General features: G+C 66.3%; 14 protein-coding genes, 1 tRNA gene and 1 pseudogene. 7 read left to right on the top strand and 9 right to left on the bottom strand.

Translation table 11 applies throughout. The features are described 5' to 3' along the window. Nucleotides 1-327: a YerC/YecD family TrpR-related protein gene (locus OZ10_RS06135; protein ID WP_039410218.1), complete on the bottom strand. Its 327-nt coding sequence runs from the start codon at nt 325-327 to the stop codon at nt 1-3. A gap of 530 nt (nt 328-857) precedes the next feature. Further along, complete coding sequence (hisS, locus tag OZ10_RS06130; RefSeq protein WP_039410215.1) at nt 858-2267, bottom strand: histidine--tRNA ligase; 1410 nt, start codon at nt 2265-2267, stop codon at nt 858-860. Between the two features lie 207 nt (nt 2268-2474). On the opposite strand from hisS, the gene OZ10_RS06125 reads away from it, so the two are divergent. Continuing rightward, on the top strand, nt 2475-3140 hold the full coding sequence (locus tag OZ10_RS06125) for a Crp/Fnr family transcriptional regulator (protein ID WP_202902985.1): 666 nt from the start codon (nt 2475-2477) through the stop codon (nt 3138-3140). Nucleotides 3141-3214: 74 nt separating this feature from the next. On the opposite strand, the gene OZ10_RS06120 is transcribed toward OZ10_RS06125, so the two are convergent. Together OZ10_RS06120 and thrC are read right to left on the bottom strand one after the other, a co-directional pair. After that, complete coding sequence (locus OZ10_RS06120) at nt 3215-3958, bottom strand: murein L,D-transpeptidase catalytic domain family protein (protein ID WP_039410210.1); 744 nt, start codon at nt 3956-3958, stop codon at nt 3215-3217. A 102-nt stretch (nt 3959-4060) separates the two neighbouring features. Further along, nucleotides 4061-5365 carry a threonine synthase gene (gene thrC / locus OZ10_RS06115; RefSeq protein ID WP_039564171.1) on the bottom strand — a complete coding sequence of 435 codons (1305 nt, stop codon included), beginning with the start codon at nt 5363-5365 and terminating at the stop codon, nt 4061-4063. A 158-nt stretch (nt 5366-5523) separates the two neighbouring features. On the opposite strand from thrC, the gene OZ10_RS06110 reads away from it, so the two are divergent. Further along, complete coding sequence (locus OZ10_RS06110; RefSeq protein WP_039410203.1) at nt 5524-5838, top strand: EthD family reductase; 315 nt, start codon at nt 5524-5526, stop codon at nt 5836-5838. 71 nt (nt 5839-5909) lie between these two features. Here the strand turns inward: OZ10_RS06110 and OZ10_RS06105 are convergent, their stop codons facing one another. The 3 genes from OZ10_RS06105 to OZ10_RS06095 form a co-directional block, all read right to left on the bottom strand. Then, nucleotides 5910-6920: a homoserine kinase gene (locus tag OZ10_RS06105; RefSeq protein WP_039410201.1), complete on the bottom strand. Its 1011-nt coding sequence runs from the start codon at nt 6918-6920 to the stop codon at nt 5910-5912. Continuing rightward, nucleotides 6920-9427, bottom strand: a complete 2508-nt coding sequence (gene thrA / locus OZ10_RS06100; RefSeq protein ID WP_039564166.1) for a bifunctional aspartate kinase/homoserine dehydrogenase I — start codon at nt 9425-9427, stop codon at nt 6920-6922. The genes OZ10_RS06105 and thrA overlap by 1 nt, the downstream gene beginning before the upstream one ends. A gap of 589 nt (nt 9428-10016) precedes the next feature. Beyond that, nucleotides 10017-10517: a TspO/MBR family protein gene (locus OZ10_RS06095; protein ID WP_039564164.1), complete on the bottom strand. Its 501-nt coding sequence runs from the start codon at nt 10515-10517 to the stop codon at nt 10017-10019. A 510-nt stretch (nt 10518-11027) separates the two neighbouring features. Between OZ10_RS06095 and pgaA the strand changes: the two genes are divergently transcribed. Genes pgaA through pgaD form a run of 4 tightly spaced genes read left to right on the top strand, consistent with a single transcriptional unit; the run spans nt 11028 to nt 16566 of the window. Further along, complete coding sequence (gene pgaA / locus OZ10_RS06090; protein WP_039564163.1) at nt 11028-12986, top strand: poly-beta-1,6 N-acetyl-D-glucosamine export porin PgaA; 1959 nt, start codon at nt 11028-11030, stop codon at nt 12984-12986. Next, the gene (pgaB, locus tag OZ10_RS06085; protein ID WP_039564162.1) at nt 12968-14866 is read left to right on the top strand and encodes a poly-beta-1,6-N-acetyl-D-glucosamine N-deacetylase PgaB; all 1899 of its coding nucleotides are present in this window, start codon (nt 12968-12970) and stop codon (nt 14864-14866) included. The genes pgaA and pgaB overlap by 19 nt, the downstream gene beginning before the upstream one ends. A 3-nt stretch (nt 14867-14869) precedes the next feature. Beyond that, nucleotides 14870-16123, top strand: a complete 1254-nt coding sequence (gene pgaC, locus OZ10_RS06080; protein WP_039410187.1) for a poly-beta-1,6-N-acetyl-D-glucosamine synthase — start codon at nt 14870-14872, stop codon at nt 16121-16123. After that, nucleotides 16120-16566: a poly-beta-1,6-N-acetyl-D-glucosamine biosynthesis protein PgaD gene (gene pgaD / locus OZ10_RS06075; protein ID WP_039564160.1), complete on the top strand. Its 447-nt coding sequence runs from the start codon at nt 16120-16122 to the stop codon at nt 16564-16566. Before pgaC ends, pgaD begins: the two co-directional genes overlap by 4 nt. Before the next feature lie 209 nt (nt 16567-16775). Here pgaD and OZ10_RS06070 read toward each other — a convergent pair. Beyond that, nucleotides 16776-17643: pseudogene (locus OZ10_RS06070) on the bottom strand (LysR family transcriptional regulator); the annotation flags it as partial. Between the two features lie 229 nt (nt 17644-17872). On the opposite strand from OZ10_RS06070, the gene OZ10_RS06065 reads away from it, so the two are divergent. Then, nucleotides 17873-18823, top strand: coding sequence for an oxidoreductase (locus tag OZ10_RS06065; RefSeq protein WP_425598930.1), 951 nt, complete (start codon nt 17873-17875; stop codon nt 18821-18823). A gap of 117 nt (nt 18824-18940) precedes the next feature. Here OZ10_RS06065 and OZ10_RS06060 read toward each other — a convergent pair. Then, nucleotides 18941-19017 (bottom strand) — tRNA-Arg (locus tag OZ10_RS06060). Between the last annotated feature and the right edge of the window lie 191 nt (nt 19018-19208).

Raw genomic sequence — 19208 nt, 5'->3', positions numbered from 1 at the left:
TCAGTGGGATTCGACAGGGCGCGACGATTGCTCGCGCAGGGCCTCGGCGTAGCCGCCGGCGCCATGTTCCAGCGTGCGCGCAACGCGCCCGATGGTGGTCACGCTGACCTGGGTCAGCTCGTGGATCTCGCGATACGGCACGCCCTTGACCAGCAAGGGCACCACCCGCCAGCGGTCGCCCATGGCTTCCAGTTCGGCGGGTGTGCACAGATCGCGCAGGAAGGCTTCGACCGCACCGGGCGCGGTCAGGCAGGCCAGTGCGTCGGCCAGCATCTTGAGGGAGGCGGCCACGTCGGTACTTTCGCGGGGGGCTGGTCGTTGTTTCATCGCGTTAATGTAATAGCGTGCTAGTACATTAACGCAAACAGTGGCGCTTGTCACCTGCTGCGGTGGTGACAGTGGGACGGTTCGGTTGGTGTGCCGTCATGCGGCGTTGCGCTCGCCTGCTCTCGCGTTGCTGCAAGGATGGCCGAACAAGCCGCCCTGCCCCGCCTGCGGGGAAGGTGCCCGAGCTGCTGCCTGGGTGAGGCGTTGCGTCCCGGCCTCTCAGCTAAGTTGCAGGAAAGCCCTAAAGCCCCCTCATCCGGCGCTGCGCGCCACCTTCTCCCGTCAACGGGAGAAGGGAGCAAAGCACTGCGTCTCGGGTGCCGAGGACACCCGCTGCCTTTCTCCCGTCCATCGGAGAAGGGAGCAACGCAAGCCGTCTAGACCGCGGCGAAGACCCGCTGCCCTTCTCCCGCCTGCGGGGGAAGGTGCCCGTAGGGCGGATGGGGGCGAGACCTGTGCAGCACCGCCCACAGTTCACAGGCTGAATTGCGTGCGCCGGCCACTGAAAAACCAGCGACGACTACCCTGCCTTACGGCATCACCTTGGCCTGCTCCAGCTCCACCTGCAAGGTGCTCGCCAGTTCGTCGCGGGCGACGTCGAACTGCTGCTCGCGTACCAGGTCCTTCACTGCCACCACGCCGCGTGCCAGCTCGTCGTCGCCGGCCAGCACCACGAAGCGGATGCCGGCACGGGCGGCGTATTGGAATTGCTTGCCGACCTTCTTCGGCTCCATCTGCACTTCGGTGTTGATGCCACCGATACGCAGCCGGCGCGCGATATCCAGCGCGTCGTCCAGGCGGGTTTCGTCCATCAGCGCCACCATGGCCTGCACGCTGCTTTCGGCGATGCCCTGGATCAGGCCGGCCTCGCGCAGCTGCCAGAACAGGCGGGTCAGGCCGATCGAGATGCCCACGCCCGGCAACTTGGACTTGGTGTAATGGCTGGCCAGGCTGTCGTAACGGCCGCCCGAGCAGATCGAGCCGATCTGCGGGTGGTCGGTGAGCGTGGTCTCGTACACGGTGCCGGTGTAGTAGTCCAGCCCGCGCGCGATGGAGAAATTCAGGCAGTACGCGCTCTCCGGCACGCCCAACGCCTTGACCAGCTCCAGCACTTCGCGCAATTCGGCAATGCCCTCGCCCAGCGTGGCACTGGCGTCGACCGAGGCTTCCAGCGCCTGCAGCCGCGCCAGCGCATCGGCGTGCCCGTTCGAGCGCACCGCCACGAAGGCGAGAATCTTGGCAACCTGCTCGGCGGCAATGCCGAAGCCCTCGCCCGTCAGCGTGTCGCGCACGTAATCGGCGCCCCGCTTGTCGATCTTGTCGACCTCGCGCAGCACCGCCAGCTGCAGCTCGCCCTCGGCCACGCCCAGGCTTTCGAAGAAGCCGCGCAGCAGCTTGCGGTTGTTCAACTGCACCTTGAAGTCGCCGATGCCCAGCTCGGCGAACACCGCGTGGATCACCGCCAGCACCTCGGCGTCGTAGCGGATGCTCAACGCGTCCTTGCCGATGACGTCGATGTCGCACTGGTAGAACTCGCGGAAACGCCCGCGCTGCGCACGCTCGCCGCGATACACGCGCTGCATCTGGTAGCGACGGAACGGGAAGCTCAAGTCGTGCTCGTGCTCGGCCACGTACCGCGCCAGCGGCACGGTCAGGTCGAAACGCAGCGCCAGCTCAGGCAGCCCGCCCTCGCCGCCTTCGTCGGCCGCAGCGGCGGCATTGGCCAGCGCACCGGTGGACTGCACGAAGTACACCTGGCGCTCGGTCTCGCCGCCGGATTTGGTCAGCAACACATCGGACAGCTCGAACACCGGCGTTTCGACCGGCAGGAACCCGAACCGCTCGTAATTGCGGCGGATGACGTCCAGCATGCGCTGGAACGCGATCTGCTCGCGTGGCAGCAATTCCATGATGCCGGGCGGCGTACGGGGCTTGATCACGAGCGAAACTCCTGCATGACGACTGGGGGCGAGCCGGCAATTCTACCGGTTGGGCGGCCGCGCTGACCGCATGGCGTATCATTCACACGCGTCCCAGGCAGTGCGTGACCCATGTACCGGCAGCTTTCAGACCTCAGCGTGACCTGCCCGACCCCAAGCGCGGCGGCCGGCAGCGACGCACGTCATTCCGATTGCACGCTCTGTGCGGTGCGCGGCCGCGCGGTCTGCGCGGCCTTGTCGGCACAGGAAATGGACGCACTCGAGCAAGTCACCAGCGCCTCGGGCTATTCCCCGGGCAGCACCCTGGTGCGCGCCGGCGAGGCACGCCACCACGTCTACACCGTCACCTCCGGCGCCCTGCGCATGGTGCGCACCCTGGCCGACGGGCGCCGCCAGATCACCGGCTTCGTGCTGCCCGGCGACTACGTGGGGCTGACCGAAACCCCGCAGCACCGCCACGACATCGAGGCCATCGTCGAGAGCCGCGTATGCCGCACGCCGCTGGCGCAGATGCGGCAGTTGCGCGATCGCTACCCGCAGCTGGAGCGCAAGCTGCTGCAACGCGCCAGCATGGAACTGGCCGCCGCACAGGACACCGGCCTGCTACTGGCACGCCTGCAGCCCAGCGAACGGCTGGCGCACTTTCTGCTCCGCCTGGCCGCACGCTCCAGCCAGCCAGGCGCCAGCGGCGACACCGTGGCGCTGCCGATGAGCCGCGGCGACATCGCCGACCATCTCGGGCTGACCATGGAAACGGTGAGCCGCACCTTCACCAAGCTGCGGCAGCAGCAGCTGATCGCGCTACCGCAGCTGCACCTGGTGCAGATTCTGGATTACGCCGCGTTGCGCAGCCTGGCCGGCGATACGGTGTGAGGGCGGACCGACAGCGCCGCTGCGCCTCACGCTGATCGCAAGCTGCCTGCCGCTGCCACCCCGCACGCCGTCAGTCAGCGCCCGGCCACCGTCCCCGCCACCGACCCGCCGCAACCGCTGCTCAGCAGTTGCGATTGACGCAACCAAGCGCGGTCCGGGTAGTAGGCAAACACGAAGGCACCCTCGCGCAAGGTATCGATCAGTTGCCGGGCCACCGCCGGCCGCACGGCCGGGCAGCCCAGGCTCCGGCCCAGCCGGCCCTGGCTGCGGATGATGGCTTCGCTGACGTAGGGCGCGCCGTGGATGACGATGGCGCGGTCGCGCGCATGGTCGTTGAAGCCCGGCTCCAGGCCCTTGAGCCGCAGCGAGTAGCCGTTGTGGCCGGTATACGACTCCTGTGCGGTAAATGCACCCAGGCTGGACTGGAAACTGCCGTCGGCATTGGAAAACTTCGCCGCCAGGTTCTCGCCCGTGTTGCGCCCGTGCGCCACCCACTCCTGGAACAACAAGCGTTGCCGGTCCAGATCGAACACCCATAAGCGGCGTTCGGTCGAGGGCCGGCTGTAATCGATGACGCTGAGCACCCGCTCGGCGCCCACCTGCTGGCGCTGCCGCGCGCACTGCAAGGCCTCGGTGGCCAGCGCCAGCACCTGGCGGTCCAGCGATGGCGCCTGACGCGCCAGGGCATCGATCAGGCCGGCACGCAGTGCGCCCAACGGCGGCACCGCAGAGCCAGACATGGCATCGGCCGCCATGGCCGTCCCAGCCGTTGCCCACCCGCAGAGCGCGGCGGCAACGGCAATCACTCGATAAGACATGCAGCAACCCACATCAGACGCGGCACCACGCCGGGGCCGCACCCGCTACAAATAGCCCCAAGCGCGGCACTTTCCAACCCCGGCCGGCTGAACGCGTTCGGCTCAGGCCACGTCCGCAAGCAGGCGCTGCCGGAACGCCGCGTAGTCCGGCGGCAGCGCCTCGGCATGCGCCGGGCGTTGCAGCAGCGCCGCCAGCGCCGGCGGCACCTCGACCCCGCGACCGATCAGCGGCTCCACCACGGCCTCGAACTTGGCCGGGTGCGCCGTGGCAGCCACGGCCCAGTCACCCGTCACGCCCTCGGCGCCCTCCGCGCGCAATTGCTCCAGCACATGCACCGCGGTGGCGGTATGCGGGCAATGCACCTCGCCATAGCGCGCGTAGCGTTGCTGGATGGTATGGCGGATGGCCGCATCGTCCACCGACAAGGCACGGAACGCCTCGCGTAGCGCGGCGTCGTCGCCGCGATACAGCCAGCGCAGGCGCTCGAAGTTGCTCGGCGCTCCCACGTCCATGGCATTGGCCAGGGTCGCCACGCTGGGCTGCGGAGCGTAGTCGTCGCCGGCGAAGTAGTCCGGCAGCACGTGGTTGGCGTTGGACGCCAGCGCGATCGTGCCCAACGGTACCCCCAGCGCACGCGCCAGGATCGCGGCCAGCCCGTTGCCCAGGTTGCCGGTGGGCACCACCAGGTTCAGCGCGCTACCAGAGGCCGCATGGTGCTGCAGGGCCGCATGCGCGTAGTAGCTCATCTGCGGCAGCAGCCGCCCCAGGCTGATGCTGTTGGCCGAACTCAGCGGCACCTGCGCCTGCAGCGACGCATCGTTCAAGGCCTGCTTGACCATCGCCTGGCAGTCGTCGAACGAGCCGGCCACGCGCAGGGCCTGGATGTTGTCGCCAAAGCACCCCAGCTGATGCGCCTGCCGCGGCGACACCCGGCCATCCGGGTACAGCACCACCACGCGCAGGCCCGGCTGCCGATGAAAGGCCGCCGCCACCGCCGCGCCGGTATCGCCGGAGGTGGCCACCAGGATGGTGAGCGGACGATCTTCGTGCCGGCGCAGGCGGGTCAGGCAGGCGGCCAGAAAGCGTGCCCCGAAATCCTTGAACGCGGCGGTCGGCCCATGGAACAGCTCCAGCGCGTAATCGCCGGGCGTGGCCAACGGCACCAACGGCGCAAGGAAATCGAACGCCTCGGCGCAGATGGCCGGCAGTTCCGCCGCCAGTGCATCGCCTTCAAAAAACGGTTGCAGCAGCGCGCTGGCAGTGGTCGCCAGCTCGACGCCAGCCGTCAGCGTGCGCGCTGGCGGCAGCGACTGCGGCACATACAGGCCGCCATCGGGCGCCAGCCCGGCAGCGATGGCCTGGCTCAGGCTTGCGGCAGGCGCGCCGCCACGGGTGGAAATGAACATCAGCGTGACTCCAGGCAAAAGGGAGACCGGGCGCTGCCCGGCGATAACAGAGATGAGGAAAGACACGGGAGTGGCGCAGTGCGGGTGCGTGTCCTGCGCGTCATCCGCCACCGCGGGCGCGGCGCTATGCTGCGCGCACCTTTCCGTGGAGCCGGCAGATGATCAAGGTCAGCGTGATGTACCCCTACCGCGAAGGCGCGCGCTTCGACCACGCCTACTACCGCGACCAGCACATGCCGCTGGTGAGCGCGCGCATGGGCGCGGCCTGTCTGAAATACACCGTGGACAAAGGCATCAGCGGTGGCGAAGCCGGCAGCCCCCCGGCCTTCATCGGCATGTGCCACATCTATTGCGATTCGGTGGAGGCCTTCAACGCGAGCTTTGGCCCGCACGCGGCCGAGATCCTCGGCGATATCGCCAACTACACCGACCTCACGCCGGTGACGCAGATCAGCGAAGTGGTGGTCGCGTAAGGCAAGCGCAGCGCCGTAACGCCTGGCGCGACAGCGCACAGCCAGTGCAAGCGGCAGGCAGGCAGGGAGCGTCATCCGAGCAACCGCGCCGCAGGACTGGCGATGGGCGATACCCACGCCTGGCTATCGAAACCGGCGGCAGCAAAACTGGCCTGCACTGCCGGTGCTGCAGCGTCTGCAGCGGCGCGCGATTCGAACCAGGCAAACACGCTTGGCCCGGCGCCGGAAATGCTGGCACCCAGCGCGTCGTGCTCCAGCGCTGCCTGCTTGGCCTGCGCGAAGCCGGCAATCAATGGTGCACGACGCGGCTCGATCAGCACATCGCGCAGGCCGGCGCGTACCAGACTCGCGTCGCCGGCATGGCAACCGGCCAGCACCAGGGCCAGGTTGGTGCTCTGCGCGACAAACTCGCGCAGCTGATACGCCCCGGCCAGGGCCTCGCGCGCGCGCCGCGTTTCCAGCGCTGCATCAGGATGCACCAGCAAGCTATGCCAGGCGGCCGGTACCGCGATCGGTACCAGACGTTCCAGCGTGCACAACACCAGTCCGCCCAAAAACAGCGGCCCCAGGTTATCGCCATGCCGGCTGCCGCTGGCCACCGCTTCGCCATCGAGCGCGTGCTGGTAGAGCTGGTGGTGGTCCAGCGGCGAGGCCAGCAGCGCGTTTGCCGCCACCAACGCCGCCACGCACGAGGCAGCAGAGCCCCCCATGCCCGAGCTCAGCGCAATGCCCTTGTCGATCTCGATTTCAAACCCGTAAGGCAGCTGTAAGGCGGCGCGCAGCGACATCAACGCAGCGCCTGCGGTATTGCGTTCGGCATCCAGTGGTAGCGCCACGGTCGTGCCGCGAATCGCCGCGATGCGCACTGTCGGCTCTTCGATGCGGCGCACGGTGACGGTGTCGCCGACGCCATCGATCGGGTAACCGAGCAGGTCGAATCCCACCGCCACGTTCGCAACCGATGCCGGCGCGAAGGCGCGCGCTTCGTGCAACCCGTGGTTGCCGACAGAAGCGCCATCACTATTGTGCGCACGCGCCGACGTTGCTTGGCTCAGGCCGGTCTGGCCGACAACTGCCTGCATCACAGCCGCGCGCCCTCGCCCGCCGCCACGCGCAGCAGATCGGCGAACACGCCGGCTGCGGTCACTTCCGGCCCGGCACCCGGCCCCTGCACCACCAACGGGTTCTCGCAATAGCGGCGCGTGGTGAACTGCACCACGTTGTCGGTCAGACGCAGGTTGGCGAATGCGTGATCGGCCGGCAGCTCGACCAGGCCCACGCTGGGCGCGCGGTCGGGCGGCAGCTGCGCCACGTAGCGCAGCACGTTGCCGCGTGCACGCGCATCGGCCAGACGCTGCGCGAAGGCCGCATCCACCTCGGGCAGGCGCGCGATGAAGTCGTCCACACTGGCCTGGCGCAATGCTTCCGGCACCAAGCTTTCGACCTGCACGTCTTCGAGGCTTATCGCACGCCCTGCTTCGCGCGCCAGGATCACCAGCTTGCGTGCCACATCCACGCCGGACAGATCATCGCGCGGGTCTGGTTCGGTATAGCCCATGCCGCGCGCCTGCGTCACCAGTTCGGCGAACGGCACGCTGCCGTCGTATTTGTTGAACAGCCAGGCCAGCGTGCCGGAGAAGATGCCTTCGATCGAGGTCACCGCATCGCCGGTGTCGACCAGATCGCGCAGCGTGGTGATCACCGGCAGGCCCGCCCCCACGGTTGCCTCGTAACGGAAGCGCGCGCCGCTGGCATCGGCCGCTGCGCGAATGGCCTCGTAGCGCGCCAACGGGCCGGAACCGGCCTGTTTGTTCGGCGTCACCACATGGATGCCGGCCGCCAGCCAGCCGGCGTAGCGGTCGGCCACTTCGGCGCTGCCGCTGCAATCGATGATCACCGTGTGCGGCAGATGCGCGGACAGCAGATGCGTGGTGAAGCGCTCCAGGTCGGTCGGCGTAGCGGCTGATGCAAACGCATCGCGCCAGTCGCCGACCAGGCCGCGCTCATCCAGCAGCATGCGCCCGCGCGAGACCACGGCACGCAGGCGCAGATCCAGGTTGGCCTTGCCCAGCAATTGCGGTTGCGCGATACGCAGTTGATCCAGCAACGCAGCGCCCACATTGCCCGGCCCGATCACGCCCACCGAGAACGTCTGAGGCGACAACCAGAAACCGGCGTGCGCCGCGCGCAAGGCCTTGGTCGCATGCGCCGCATCGATGGCCACCGAGATGTTGCGCTCTGATGAGCCCTGCGCAATCGCCAGGATATTGACCTGCGCGCGCCCCAGCGACTCGAACAGGCGCGCCGCAACGCCCGGCTGCCCGGCCATGCCATCGCCCACCGCCGCCAGCACGCTGATGCCGGTGGTGAGCTGCACGCGCTGCACCTGGCCGACCGTGAGTTCATGTGCAAACGCCTGCAACAGCGCATTGCGCGCACGCTCGGACTCATGCTGCTTGACCACGCAACAGATCGAATGCTCCGACGAGCCCTGCGAGATCATCACCACCGAGACCTGCGCCGTGCGCAGCGCGGCAAACACGCGCTCGGCCGTGCCCGGCACACCGATCAGGCCGGTGCCTTCCAGATTGAGCACCGCCAGATCCGGGCTCAGCGTCAGCCCCTTGATCGGCCCGCTCACCGCGCTGCTGGCGGTGATGCGCGTGCCCGGATGTTCGGGCTGGAAGGTGTTGCGGATGATGATCGGCAAGCCACGCTCGATGGCCGGCGACATCGTCTGCGGGTGCACCACCTTCGCACCGAAATAGGCCAGCTCGCAGGCCTCGTCGTAGCTCAGCGTTTCCAGTTGCACCGCTTCGGGCACCACGCGCGGATCAGCGGACAGCACGCCATCTACGTCGGTCCAGATATGCAGCTCGTCCGCATTGAACAGCGCCGCAAAGATCGCACCCGAGTAATCGCTGCCGTTGCGCCCCAGCGTGGTGATGCGGTCGGCACGATCGCGCGCCACAAACCCCGTCACCACCACGCGCGTTTGCGGATGCGCCTGCCGCCACGTGGCAAGGCGCTGCGCACTGACGTCCCAATCCACATCCACACCAAGTTCACCGCGATTGACCACCAGCACGTCGCGCGCGTCCAGCACCGCACAGTCTTCGCCGATGGCGCGGAAGTGGTCGCCCAGCAGTTGCGCCGAATACACCTCGCCCAGACCTTGCACGCGGTCCAGTACCTCACGCGGCAACTCGCCGATCACCGCCAATGCACCCAGGATCTGCGACAGATGCTCGAAGCGCTCGTCCAGCCATTCCACCGTTGGCCCGGAATGCTCGCCGAGCAACGCCACCGCCGCACCGCGATGGCGCGCGCGGGTTTCATGCCAGCGCTCGCGCCACTCCGGGCGATCTCTTGCGGCCAGTTCGGCCAGTTCGATCAAGGCATCGGTGACGCCCTTCATCGCCGACACCACGGTGACCTGCATCGTCTCGTCGCGGGCGAGCAACAACTGCGCAACATGCCGATACCGCTCGGCGTCGGCGACGGACGTGCCGCCGAACTTGTGCACCACGGTGCGGTGGGATGGCGCCGGCGCGGCGGCAGGGTCGAGCGAAACAGCAAGCGATGACATCGACAGACCTCGTTAGGGAGGCCCCGTCCGCTTCAGGTGAGAGGGAGGCCCCCGCATCCTGATCCGGGTGCGGGGCCGTTGTTTTCGGAAGTTACGCGAAGACGACGGACCGCACCGGGCAAATAGTGACGGTGGTAATGGTGGTGGTAATACCGGCCACGCCCGTGCCTGCCCACAACAGCGGCTGGCAGAGAAGCGAAACGGTGGCGGAGGCGTTACCCATGCCTGCAAAAGACATCAGCGGGCCGAGGCCTGTCAAGCGGTGCGTGGATTGGCGTGCGCCTGCTGCCACAGCCCTGGGCAGAAAACCTTGCGGCTCAAATATTTAAGCAGCGCGCACGCAAGCAATTGATTGCTATGGAAACTTTTCGAGCCACCTCAGAAGGTGGCGCTGCGCAGGTTTCGAACATGGATGGGGTCGTCGTGCGACCCGGCCAATGCGATGCAGCTGACGGATCGCTTACGCGCGATTGCATCGCGATCGCTGCCGGTGCCGGTGCGCGTCTCGCAACAGGTCACTTCGCATCAAGTGACAGACCGTGGCCATTGCTGCGTCGATCGGTGCAAATCAGCATGGCCAGCGCAGAGCTCAGCCAAGCACCTGGGGATTGAGTTGCCAGACCGAAAAGTTGAGCGCGGCCGCAAAGCTCACCCATGCCAGATAGGGCACCAACAACCACGCGGCCACCGAGTTCCGCTTCGCAAACACGCCGATCGTTGCCGCAAGTGCCAGCCACAGCACCACGATGTCGGCGAAGGCCCAGGCACCCATGTGCCACGCAAAGAACAACCAGCTCCACAGTCCGTTGAGCGCCAGCTGCAAGATGAACATGCGCAAAGCCAAGCGCGCCCCGGCCCAGCCCCCGCGCCGCCATACCAACCAGACCGCCACCGCCATCATCCCGTACAGCGCAGTCCATACCGGCCCGAACAACCACCCCGGCGGCGCCCATGCTGGACGCTGCAACTCGGCATAGAAGCTGGCGGCCTGGATCGACGCCAAAGCACCCAAGCCGGCGACGGCGTAACACAGCGCCAGCCAGCCCAATAGTCCAAACCATTGAGATTTTTTCCACTTTTGCCGCGTCATGGTCACCTGCTTATCGATTTCCTATTGGGGGGCGAAATGGCAGTAGCCATGTACCGCTTGCCATCGTTAAAGCGCGAACAGACATAACCGCTACCTGCCACGCGCACACAACCCCTTTCTGACGTCTGACTTAGCAAATCAGTCACCACGAAGATGTGACCGGCAATACGCCGTGCGATGCGTAAGAAAGCAACGTTGTGTCATCTAAACAATTGTGCCTGATTGCGCATTTGCACCAAGCGAACTCATCAGATGAACATCCCATCAACATCGTGATGACGCTCGCTTTACATAGGCATACGCAGTATCGCCGCTCTTCATAGCCTGGACTGCTTGTGAATTCCCCCCTTTCCCTGTTTGCACCGACACGTGCAGCGCGGTCGTCCTGACCGCACAGGCGCACTCACTCCCCTGCTCAGCCTCGCTCTGTTTGCCGCATGTGTGCCTCTGGCGCGCAGCGGAGAAGTGCGGCCGGCAGCCGTGACTGACGCCTCCACCGCCCTTACACCCATGCAGCAGGCCGAGCAACTGCGCGGCCAGCAGCGCTATGCGGACGCGTTGGCCATCTACGAACGCGTGCTGCGCAACGACCCGCGCGACCGGGGGGCGTACACGATGCGTGCGCTCACCCTTGGCGATCTGGGCAGCGCGCAGCTGGCTGCCGAAGCGGTGTGGCGTCATCCGGACTGGTTTTCGCCGCAGGAGCGCGAGCGCCTCGACAATGATCGCGTGGCGCGCATGATTGGTTGGGCCAGTGCCGAGCCGGTCGATGCCGCGCACCGCTACGCGGAGACCGACCAGGCGCTGGCCAATGTGGCGCGTATTCAACGCGATGCGCCACCGCAGGTCGCCTGGGAAGCCACGCGCCTGCGCGTGGACAGCCTGGTCGCCCTCAACCAGCGTCAGCGCCATCGCGATGTGGTTGCGAACTACCAGGCGCTGCGCGCAGACGGCGTCGATGTCCCGAGCTACGTGCGGCCTACCGTGGGCGACTCGCTGATGGGCTTGCGCCGCCCCGCCGAGGCAGAGAGCATACTGCGCGAAGCACTTGAGCACACGCCCGACGACGTCGGCACGCAGGTGTTGCTGGGGTATGCATTGCTGGAGCAGGAACGCTTCGATCAGGCGATGCCGCTGTTCGAACGATTGGCGGCCAGCCAGGCGCCGTGGCCACGGCGTGCCGGTGCGTCCAGCGGCTATGAAAACTGGGACCGCTTCAGCGCCGACGTTGCGCTGGCGACCGCGCGCTCGGCAGCCAACGACAATCGCGGCGCGGAGCAGCTGCTGGGCGAACGCGTGGCCATCGGGCCGGACAACGCCGAACTGCAGGCCGCGCTGGCATCCATCGAATCGCGCCGCGGCCATACTACGCAGGCGCTGCAACGCAATCAGATAGCGTTGACGCTGGACCCGCATCAAAAGCAGGCACGCGGTGGCATTGTCGAAAACCAGCGCGACCTCGATCGCCTGGACCTGGCCGATGCCCAGTTCACCGCCTTGCGCGTCGAGTATCCCGACGATGTCGGCCTGCAGCGGCTGGGGGCATCGCTGGAACGTCAGCGCGGGTGGCAGGTCCATCTGAGCCATGCCTGGGGACGCAGCGATAACGACAACAGCGCCACGGCAATCTCGCCGCTCGGCAACCATTTCGGCAGTTCGCTGCTGGAAGCCGAATCGCCCCTGCTCGGCGAGCGCTGGCGAGTGGGCCTGCGCGCGCGCGACGACTGGGCCGACTTTCAGGACACCCGTGTGCGCTACCGAAGTTTCTGGCTCGGCACGCATTACCGCTACGACCGCCTGGACCTCAGCGCGTACGGCGGCCGGGCGCTGGACGATTTCGATCGCGGTGGCACCGCCTGGGCGCTGGACGCGGGTTGGCGCTTTTCCGATGCGTGGTACGGCAGCGTGGCCTGGCGGACACGCGATCCGGACGCCTCGTTGCAGGCCCGTCGCCTGGGCATCACCGGCGACAGCATCGGCGCCACGTTGCGCTGGACGCCAAGCGATGAAACACGCTGGGAGCTGCAGGCGCGCCAGCTGCGCTACAGCGACGGCAACCGGCGCGATCAGCTCGATCTTTCGGGCAGTCAACGCCTGTGGGCCAGCCCGCATGTGCTGGTCGACGGGCTGTTTGCCGCCTCGGCCGGGCGTGCGCACGACGACCGCGTGGTCGACTACTTCAACCCGCGTCGCAGCACGAGCGTGGCCGCAGGGGTGCGCGTCGAACAGATCGGCTGGCGCCGCTACGACGCAGCCTTCCGGCAACGCCTGGACGTGACCGCCGGCCCGACCTACCAGTCCGGCTTCGGCAGCCAATGGGTTCCTGCCGTGGCGTACCGGCATCTGTGGTCGCTGGGCGATGGCAGCGCACTGACCTATGGCGTGAGCTGGTCGCGCCCGGTCTACGACGGCCGGCGCGAACACCAACTTGGATTGGACCTGGATTTCCGATGGGGAGGTACGCCTTGATCCGCCTGCCGCTATTGCTGCTCGCGTTGCTGCTGATGACGTTTGCGTCGTCGGCACACGCGGGTCTGCTGGTGCTCAGCTACCACGATATTCGCGACGACGTCGCGGCCAAGGGCGACCCGGATCGCTACGCGGTGTCCACCAGCAACTTTGCCGCGCATCTGGACTGGCTGCGCTCGCACGCATATCACCCGGTGAGCGTGCAGCAGGTGCTGGACGCACGTGCCGGCCGTCGCGCATTGCCGTCGCGGCCGGTGTTGCTCACCTTCGACGATGGCTTGCGCAGCGTCTACACCCGCGTGTTTCCGTTGTTGCAGGCCTACGGCTACCCCGCGCTCGTTGCGCCGGTGACCAGTTGGGTCGAACTGCCTGCAGGCAAGGTCGTGCCCTACGGCCCACGCGATTTCACCGGCGACGATTTCGTGACCTGGGCGCAACTGCGCGAAATGCAGGATAGCGGCCTGGTCGAAATCGGCTCGCATAGCGATGACCTGCACAAGGGCATCGCCGGCAACCCGTTCGGCAATCAGACGCCTGCTGCGGTGACGCGCGAGTGGCATGCAGACAGCGGCTATGAAAACGAAGCCGACTATCGCCGGCGCATCGAGACCGACCTGCGCCATAGCCGCGATGCCATCGTGGCGCATCTGGGCAAGCCGCCGCGCGCGATGGTGTGGCCGTATGCCGCCTATAACCGCGCCAGCAACGCCATTGCCGCGCAGTTGGGCATGACGCTCAGTTTCGACCTGGAAGGCCGCTCGCACGAAGCCGATATCGGCCAGCAGGGGCGTGACCGCGTGGATGGCCAGTCGCTGGCCAGCCTCGGGCGCTTGTTGCTGTTCAACAACCCCGATGTGCGCGACCTAGCCGGCGAGTTGCGCCGCGACCTGTCGCGCGATGGCCTGCGCGCCATGCAGATCGATCTGGACTACGTCTACGACCCGGACCCCGCACAGCTGGCGCGCAATCTCGACATCCTGGTCCAGCGCGTCAAGGACATCGGGCCGAGTCATGTGTTCCTGCAGGCCTTCGCCGACCCGGATGGCGATGGCGCCGCCGATGCGCTGTATTTCCCCAACCGGCATCTGCCGATGCGCGCGGACCTGTTCGGGCGCGTCGCCTGGCAGCTGCGTACCCGCGCCGGCGTGCGTGTGTTCGCCTGGTTGCCCGTGCTTGGCTTCCACCTGCCCGATGCGCAGCAACAGGCCGCATTGCAGGTCCGCGGCAACGACCCCAAGGACGTGCCGCGGCTGGATCCGAGCAACCCGCGCACGCGCGCACTGGTGGCCGACATCTACGAAGATCTCGCTGCCAATGCCTACTTCGAAGGCCTGCTGTTCCACGACGATGCCTACCTGCGCGATGACGAGCTGCCGGCCTATGGCGGCGGCGATCCGGCACGACGCACCCAGGCGCTGATCGGCTTCACCCAGCAGCTGAAGACAGCCGCAGAACGTTGGCGCCCGAAGCTGGTGACGGTGCGCAACCTGTTTGCGCAGCCGGTACTGAAGCCGCACAGCGAGGCCTGGTTTGCGCAGCGCCTGGATGCCTTTGCAGCCGCCTACGACTACACCGCGCTGATGGCGATGCCATACATGGAAAATGCCGACGACCCGCAGCAGTGGCTGAGCGAGCTGGCCAGGCGCGTCGGGCAACACCCACGCGGCTTCGACAAGACCATGTTCGAACTGCAGACCGTCGATTGGCGCACCGGCAAACCGTTGCCCGAGGGCGTGCTGCTGGCGCAGACCAGACTGCTGCTGGCGGCAGGTGTGCGTCACCTGGCGTATTACCCGGACGATTTTATTGGCGGCCATCCGTCTCTGCCCGAAGCGCGCGAAGCCATGTCGGCCCGCCAATTCCCCTATCTCGAGCGATGACCGATGACGACCAGCCTCTTACTGGCCGCCCTGTTCAACTTTGCGTTTTTCTACCCGATCATCATGGCGTTCTTCTGGATGATCGGCGGGATCTACTACTACCTGCGACGCGAACGCGGCACGCCGGGCCCGTCCAAGCCGCCGCCGATGGCCAGCGAGCCGTTCGTGTCGCTGCTGATGCCTTGCCACAACGAGGCCAAGCACGTGGCCGAGACCATCGCGGCGATGAGCGCGCAGCAATATGCGGACTTCGAGATCATCGCGATCAACGACGGCAGCACCGATCGCACCGCCGAAGTGCTCGACGACCTCACTCACCAGTATCCGCGCCTGCGGGTAGTGCACCTGGAACAGAACCACGGCAAGGCCAACGCACTGCGCGTGGGCACGCTGGCAGCGCGCTCGGACTATCTGGTGTGCGTGGATGCCGATGCGATCCTGGACCCGAATGCCACGCGCTGGATGGTGGGCCACCTGGTGTCCGGCCCACGCGTTGGCGGTGTCACCGGCAACCCGCGCGTGCGTAACCGCACCACCTTGATGGGCCGCATGCAGGTGGGCGAGTTCTCCGCGATCGTCGGGCTGATCAAGCGCGCGCAACGCGTATACGGCCGCCTGTTCACCGTCTCCGGCGTGATCTGCGCGTTCCGTCGCTCGGCCCTGCACCACGTCGGCTTCTGGTCCGACAACATGGTCACCGAAGATATCGACATCTCCTGGCGCCTGCAGCTGGACGGCTGGGATATCCGCTACGAACCCAACGCACTGTGCTGGATCCTGATGCCGGAAACCTTCCGCGGCCTGTGGATGCAGCGCCTGCGCTGGGCACGCGGCGGCGTCGAAGTGCTGCTCAGCCATGGCCGTCGCGCGCTGGCCTGGCGCAGCCGTCGCATGTGGGCGGTCCTGCTGGAGTACGCGCTGAGCCTGATCTGGGCCTACGTGATGCTCTTCATCATCGTGTTGTGGGTCTTGGGCAAATTCATCGCGATGCCGCCTGCGCTGTATGTCGACACCATCCTGCCGCGCTGGCATGGCCTGGTGCTGGCGGTGGTCTGCCTGCTGCAATTCGGCACCAGCCTGATGATCGAACGCCGTTACGAAAAAGGACTGGCACGCCAGTTCTTCTGGGTGATCTGGTACCCGGCTGCGTTCTGGATGATCGGCATGATGACTGCGGTCATCGCCTTCCCCCGCGCCCTCATCGCACGCCGCAACACGCGTGCCCGCTGGAAAAGTCCCGACCGAGGAATTCAATGACACCGCCCATCATCAACCTGCCGCAACGTCTGGGCCGCTCGCGCCGTCTCGCCTACGGCGCCGCTACCGCCGGCGCGTGGATGGTCTATTTCTACCTGTGGGCACCGCTGGCAACGCTGCTTGCCTGGTTCTTTGGCCTGCGCAGTGCCTATAACGAGCTGTATCTGCGCCACAATGCTATCGACCCGTTCGCGCTGGGCGCGCTGCCGGTGATCGCGCTGATGGCCGCCGTCACCACGGTCGGCTGGGCGGAGTACAACCGCCTGCGCTTTGCCAACGCCGACAAGCGCAAGCGCCCGCGCACCGTGGCCGAACTGGAAGTCGACCAGCGCCTGGGCGCCACCGAACAGTTGGGCAGCCTGCTTCGGCACAGCCGCATCTCCAGCGTCTCGATGGACAAGTTCGCCAAGCCGGTCGGTGTCCGCGTGCTACGGCATCGCTGACGCCCATTACGCCGCATGCTGGCCATTGCGGCCTTTTCGACATGCTCGATGGCCACCGCCGCCGCTGCGAAATGATTAGACGCGGCTGTTTAGGACGGCGGCTTGTCGCGCGCCCTGCGCTGCGCAGCTTGCGCGCTCCGTTTCGCTGCACTGGCTGTAGGTAGAGGAGCAGCATGCATTGCCCCACCCGCCGGGTCGTTTTCGAACGTCCTGACAAAATCGATGAATGCCCTGAGTGCCGGCGGCGACAGGTTGCGATTCGGGTAATACAGGTAAGGGCCCTGGAACGGCTGCCACCAGGGCTGCAATACCGGTTCCAGGGCGCCGGCATCGAAGTGGGGCTGCAGCCATTCCTCGAACAAATGGACGATTCCCTGCCCCGCCACCGCTGATTGCACGGCCAGATCGCTGCCGCCACCGATCTCCACCAGCAACTGCCCCTGCAGGATGATGGTGACCACCTCGCCGTCCCGCTCGAATTCCCAGTCCGCCATGGCGCCGCTGGGGAAGCGGCCACGGATGCAATCGTGGTCGAGCAGCTCACGCGGATGGTGGGGCCGTCCGTGGCGCGCCAGGTACTGCGGCGACGCCCCGGTTGCGATGCGTTGCACGCGCGGGCCGATAGGCAGGGCCACCATGTCCTGCTGCAGACGCTCGACATAACGGATGCCCGCATCGCAACCTGCGGCGATGACGTCGACAAAATTTTCTTCGGTCAGGATTTCCACGCTGATATCCGGATAGGCTGCCATGAAAGCCGGCAGAATCCGCGGCAGGACCAGGCGCGCAGCACTGACCGGCACGTTGAGCCGCAAGGTGCCGGCCGGCGTGTCCCGGAAAGCGCTGATGACCTCCGTTGCGCTATCGAGTTCGACCAGCGCAGGCTCGATGCGCGCCAACAGTGCCTTCCCCCGCATCGGTCAAGACCACGCTGCGCGTAGTGCGGTTAAACAGCCGTACGCCCAGCCACGTTTCCATCCGCTTCACCGCATCGCTCAGGTTGGACGCGCTCACGTCGGCGCTTTTTGCCGCCTCGCGGAACCCGCCTGCGCGCGCAACCCGGACAAAGCTCTCCATATCGCTCAGCTGACCGCTCATTGTTCTAATTTCCGTACAATCCGCTCTATTTGTGCCCGATTCTCGCGCAGGACTGGCCGCCCTAGATTGCACACACGGTCAGACGGCAGTCCCCCAGCGCACCGCTTCCGGGCTCTCAGATCAAGTCACCTGCACTACCCGCGCGCAGGCCGCGCCATCTCCACGTTCCACCGCAGCGCCCCGTCACCCATCCCCTCTAGGAACAGCAATGAACAACGACACACGTCTTGGCGGCACCTTTACCCTGCCCGGTACCGGCATCTCCATCAAGCGGATGGGCTACGGCACGATACAGCTGCCCGGAGCGCATGTGTGGGGTCCACCCCGCGACAAGGCCGCGGCGCTGGCCGTGTTGAAGGAAGCGGTTGCCCTGGGCGTCGACCATATCGACACCGCCGAATTTTACGGCCCGCATGTGTCCAACCAGCTGATTCGCGAAGCACTTCACCCATACGCCGACGAGTTGCGGATCGTCACCAAGATCGGCATCGGCCGTGGCAGTGACGCCTCCTGGAATGCCGACCGGTCTCCTGCAAGCCTCAGACGCCAGGTGCAGGACAACCTGGTCAGTCTTGGCCTGGAAACGCTGGACGTGGTGAACCTGCGCCTGGGCGCGTTGATGGACACCGATACCAGCGCGATCGCCGAGCCGGTGGCCTGTCTGGCCGAGCTGCAACGCGAAGGACTGGTGCGCCATATCGGCCTGAGCAATATCACGCCCGCCCAGTATCACGAGGCCGAAAAGCTGGCCAAGATCGTCTGCGTGCAGAATAACTACAACCTGGTCAAACGCGACGACGACGCCTTTATCGACGCACTCAACGACCAGGGCGTGGCCTACGTCCCGTTTTTCCCGCTGGGGGGTTCTCGCCGGTGCAATCGGACGCGCTGTCGCAGGTCGCCAAGGACGCAGGCGCCACACCGAAGCAGGTCGCCCTCGCCTGGCTGCTGCAGCGCTCGCCCAATATTCTCGTCATCGCAGGCACTTCGTCGGTGCCCCACCTGCGCGAAAACCTTGCCGCCTCCGGGCTGCACCTGTCCGCACAACAGCTTGCGGTGCTCAACAGCATTGCGGACGAAGCGAGTGTCACCGGCCACTAGAATCGCAATGCCGTCCTGGTGGCCCCGGCCCGATTCGAACGGGCGACCTTCCCCTTAGGAGGGACAACGTCGCTACACTAAGACCTAAGCAGGACAAGGCTTTGCGTTGAAGTCCAGCCTGACTGTGGCGAGTCTGTGGTAACGACCGGCCTACTCATGCCGATTGTCAAAAAAGTGGTGACCCCGGCTGGGTTCGAACCAGCAACCTCGTCCTTAGGAGGGACGCGCGCTATCCAATTGTGCCACGGGGCCATCCATCTAAGGATACAGGGAGACGCTAAGTGAGCAAAGCCAAAGCAGCTGTCAAGCCGGGGCGCACCAAGACCTTTGACCTCCTCCCTATAACTTGGACCAGCCAGAACTAGAAAATTCGGCGACACTCAGGCCCAAGGAGGCCCGTCGCCATGAAGAAGTCGAAGTTCACCGAAGAGCAGATCGCGTTC

This window comes from Xanthomonas cannabis pv. cannabis, from assembly GCF_000802365.1.
Classification (GTDB): Bacteria; Pseudomonadota; Gammaproteobacteria; order Xanthomonadales; family Xanthomonadaceae; genus Xanthomonas; species Xanthomonas cannabis.
This window is presented reverse-complemented; position numbering and strand designations above follow the sequence as displayed.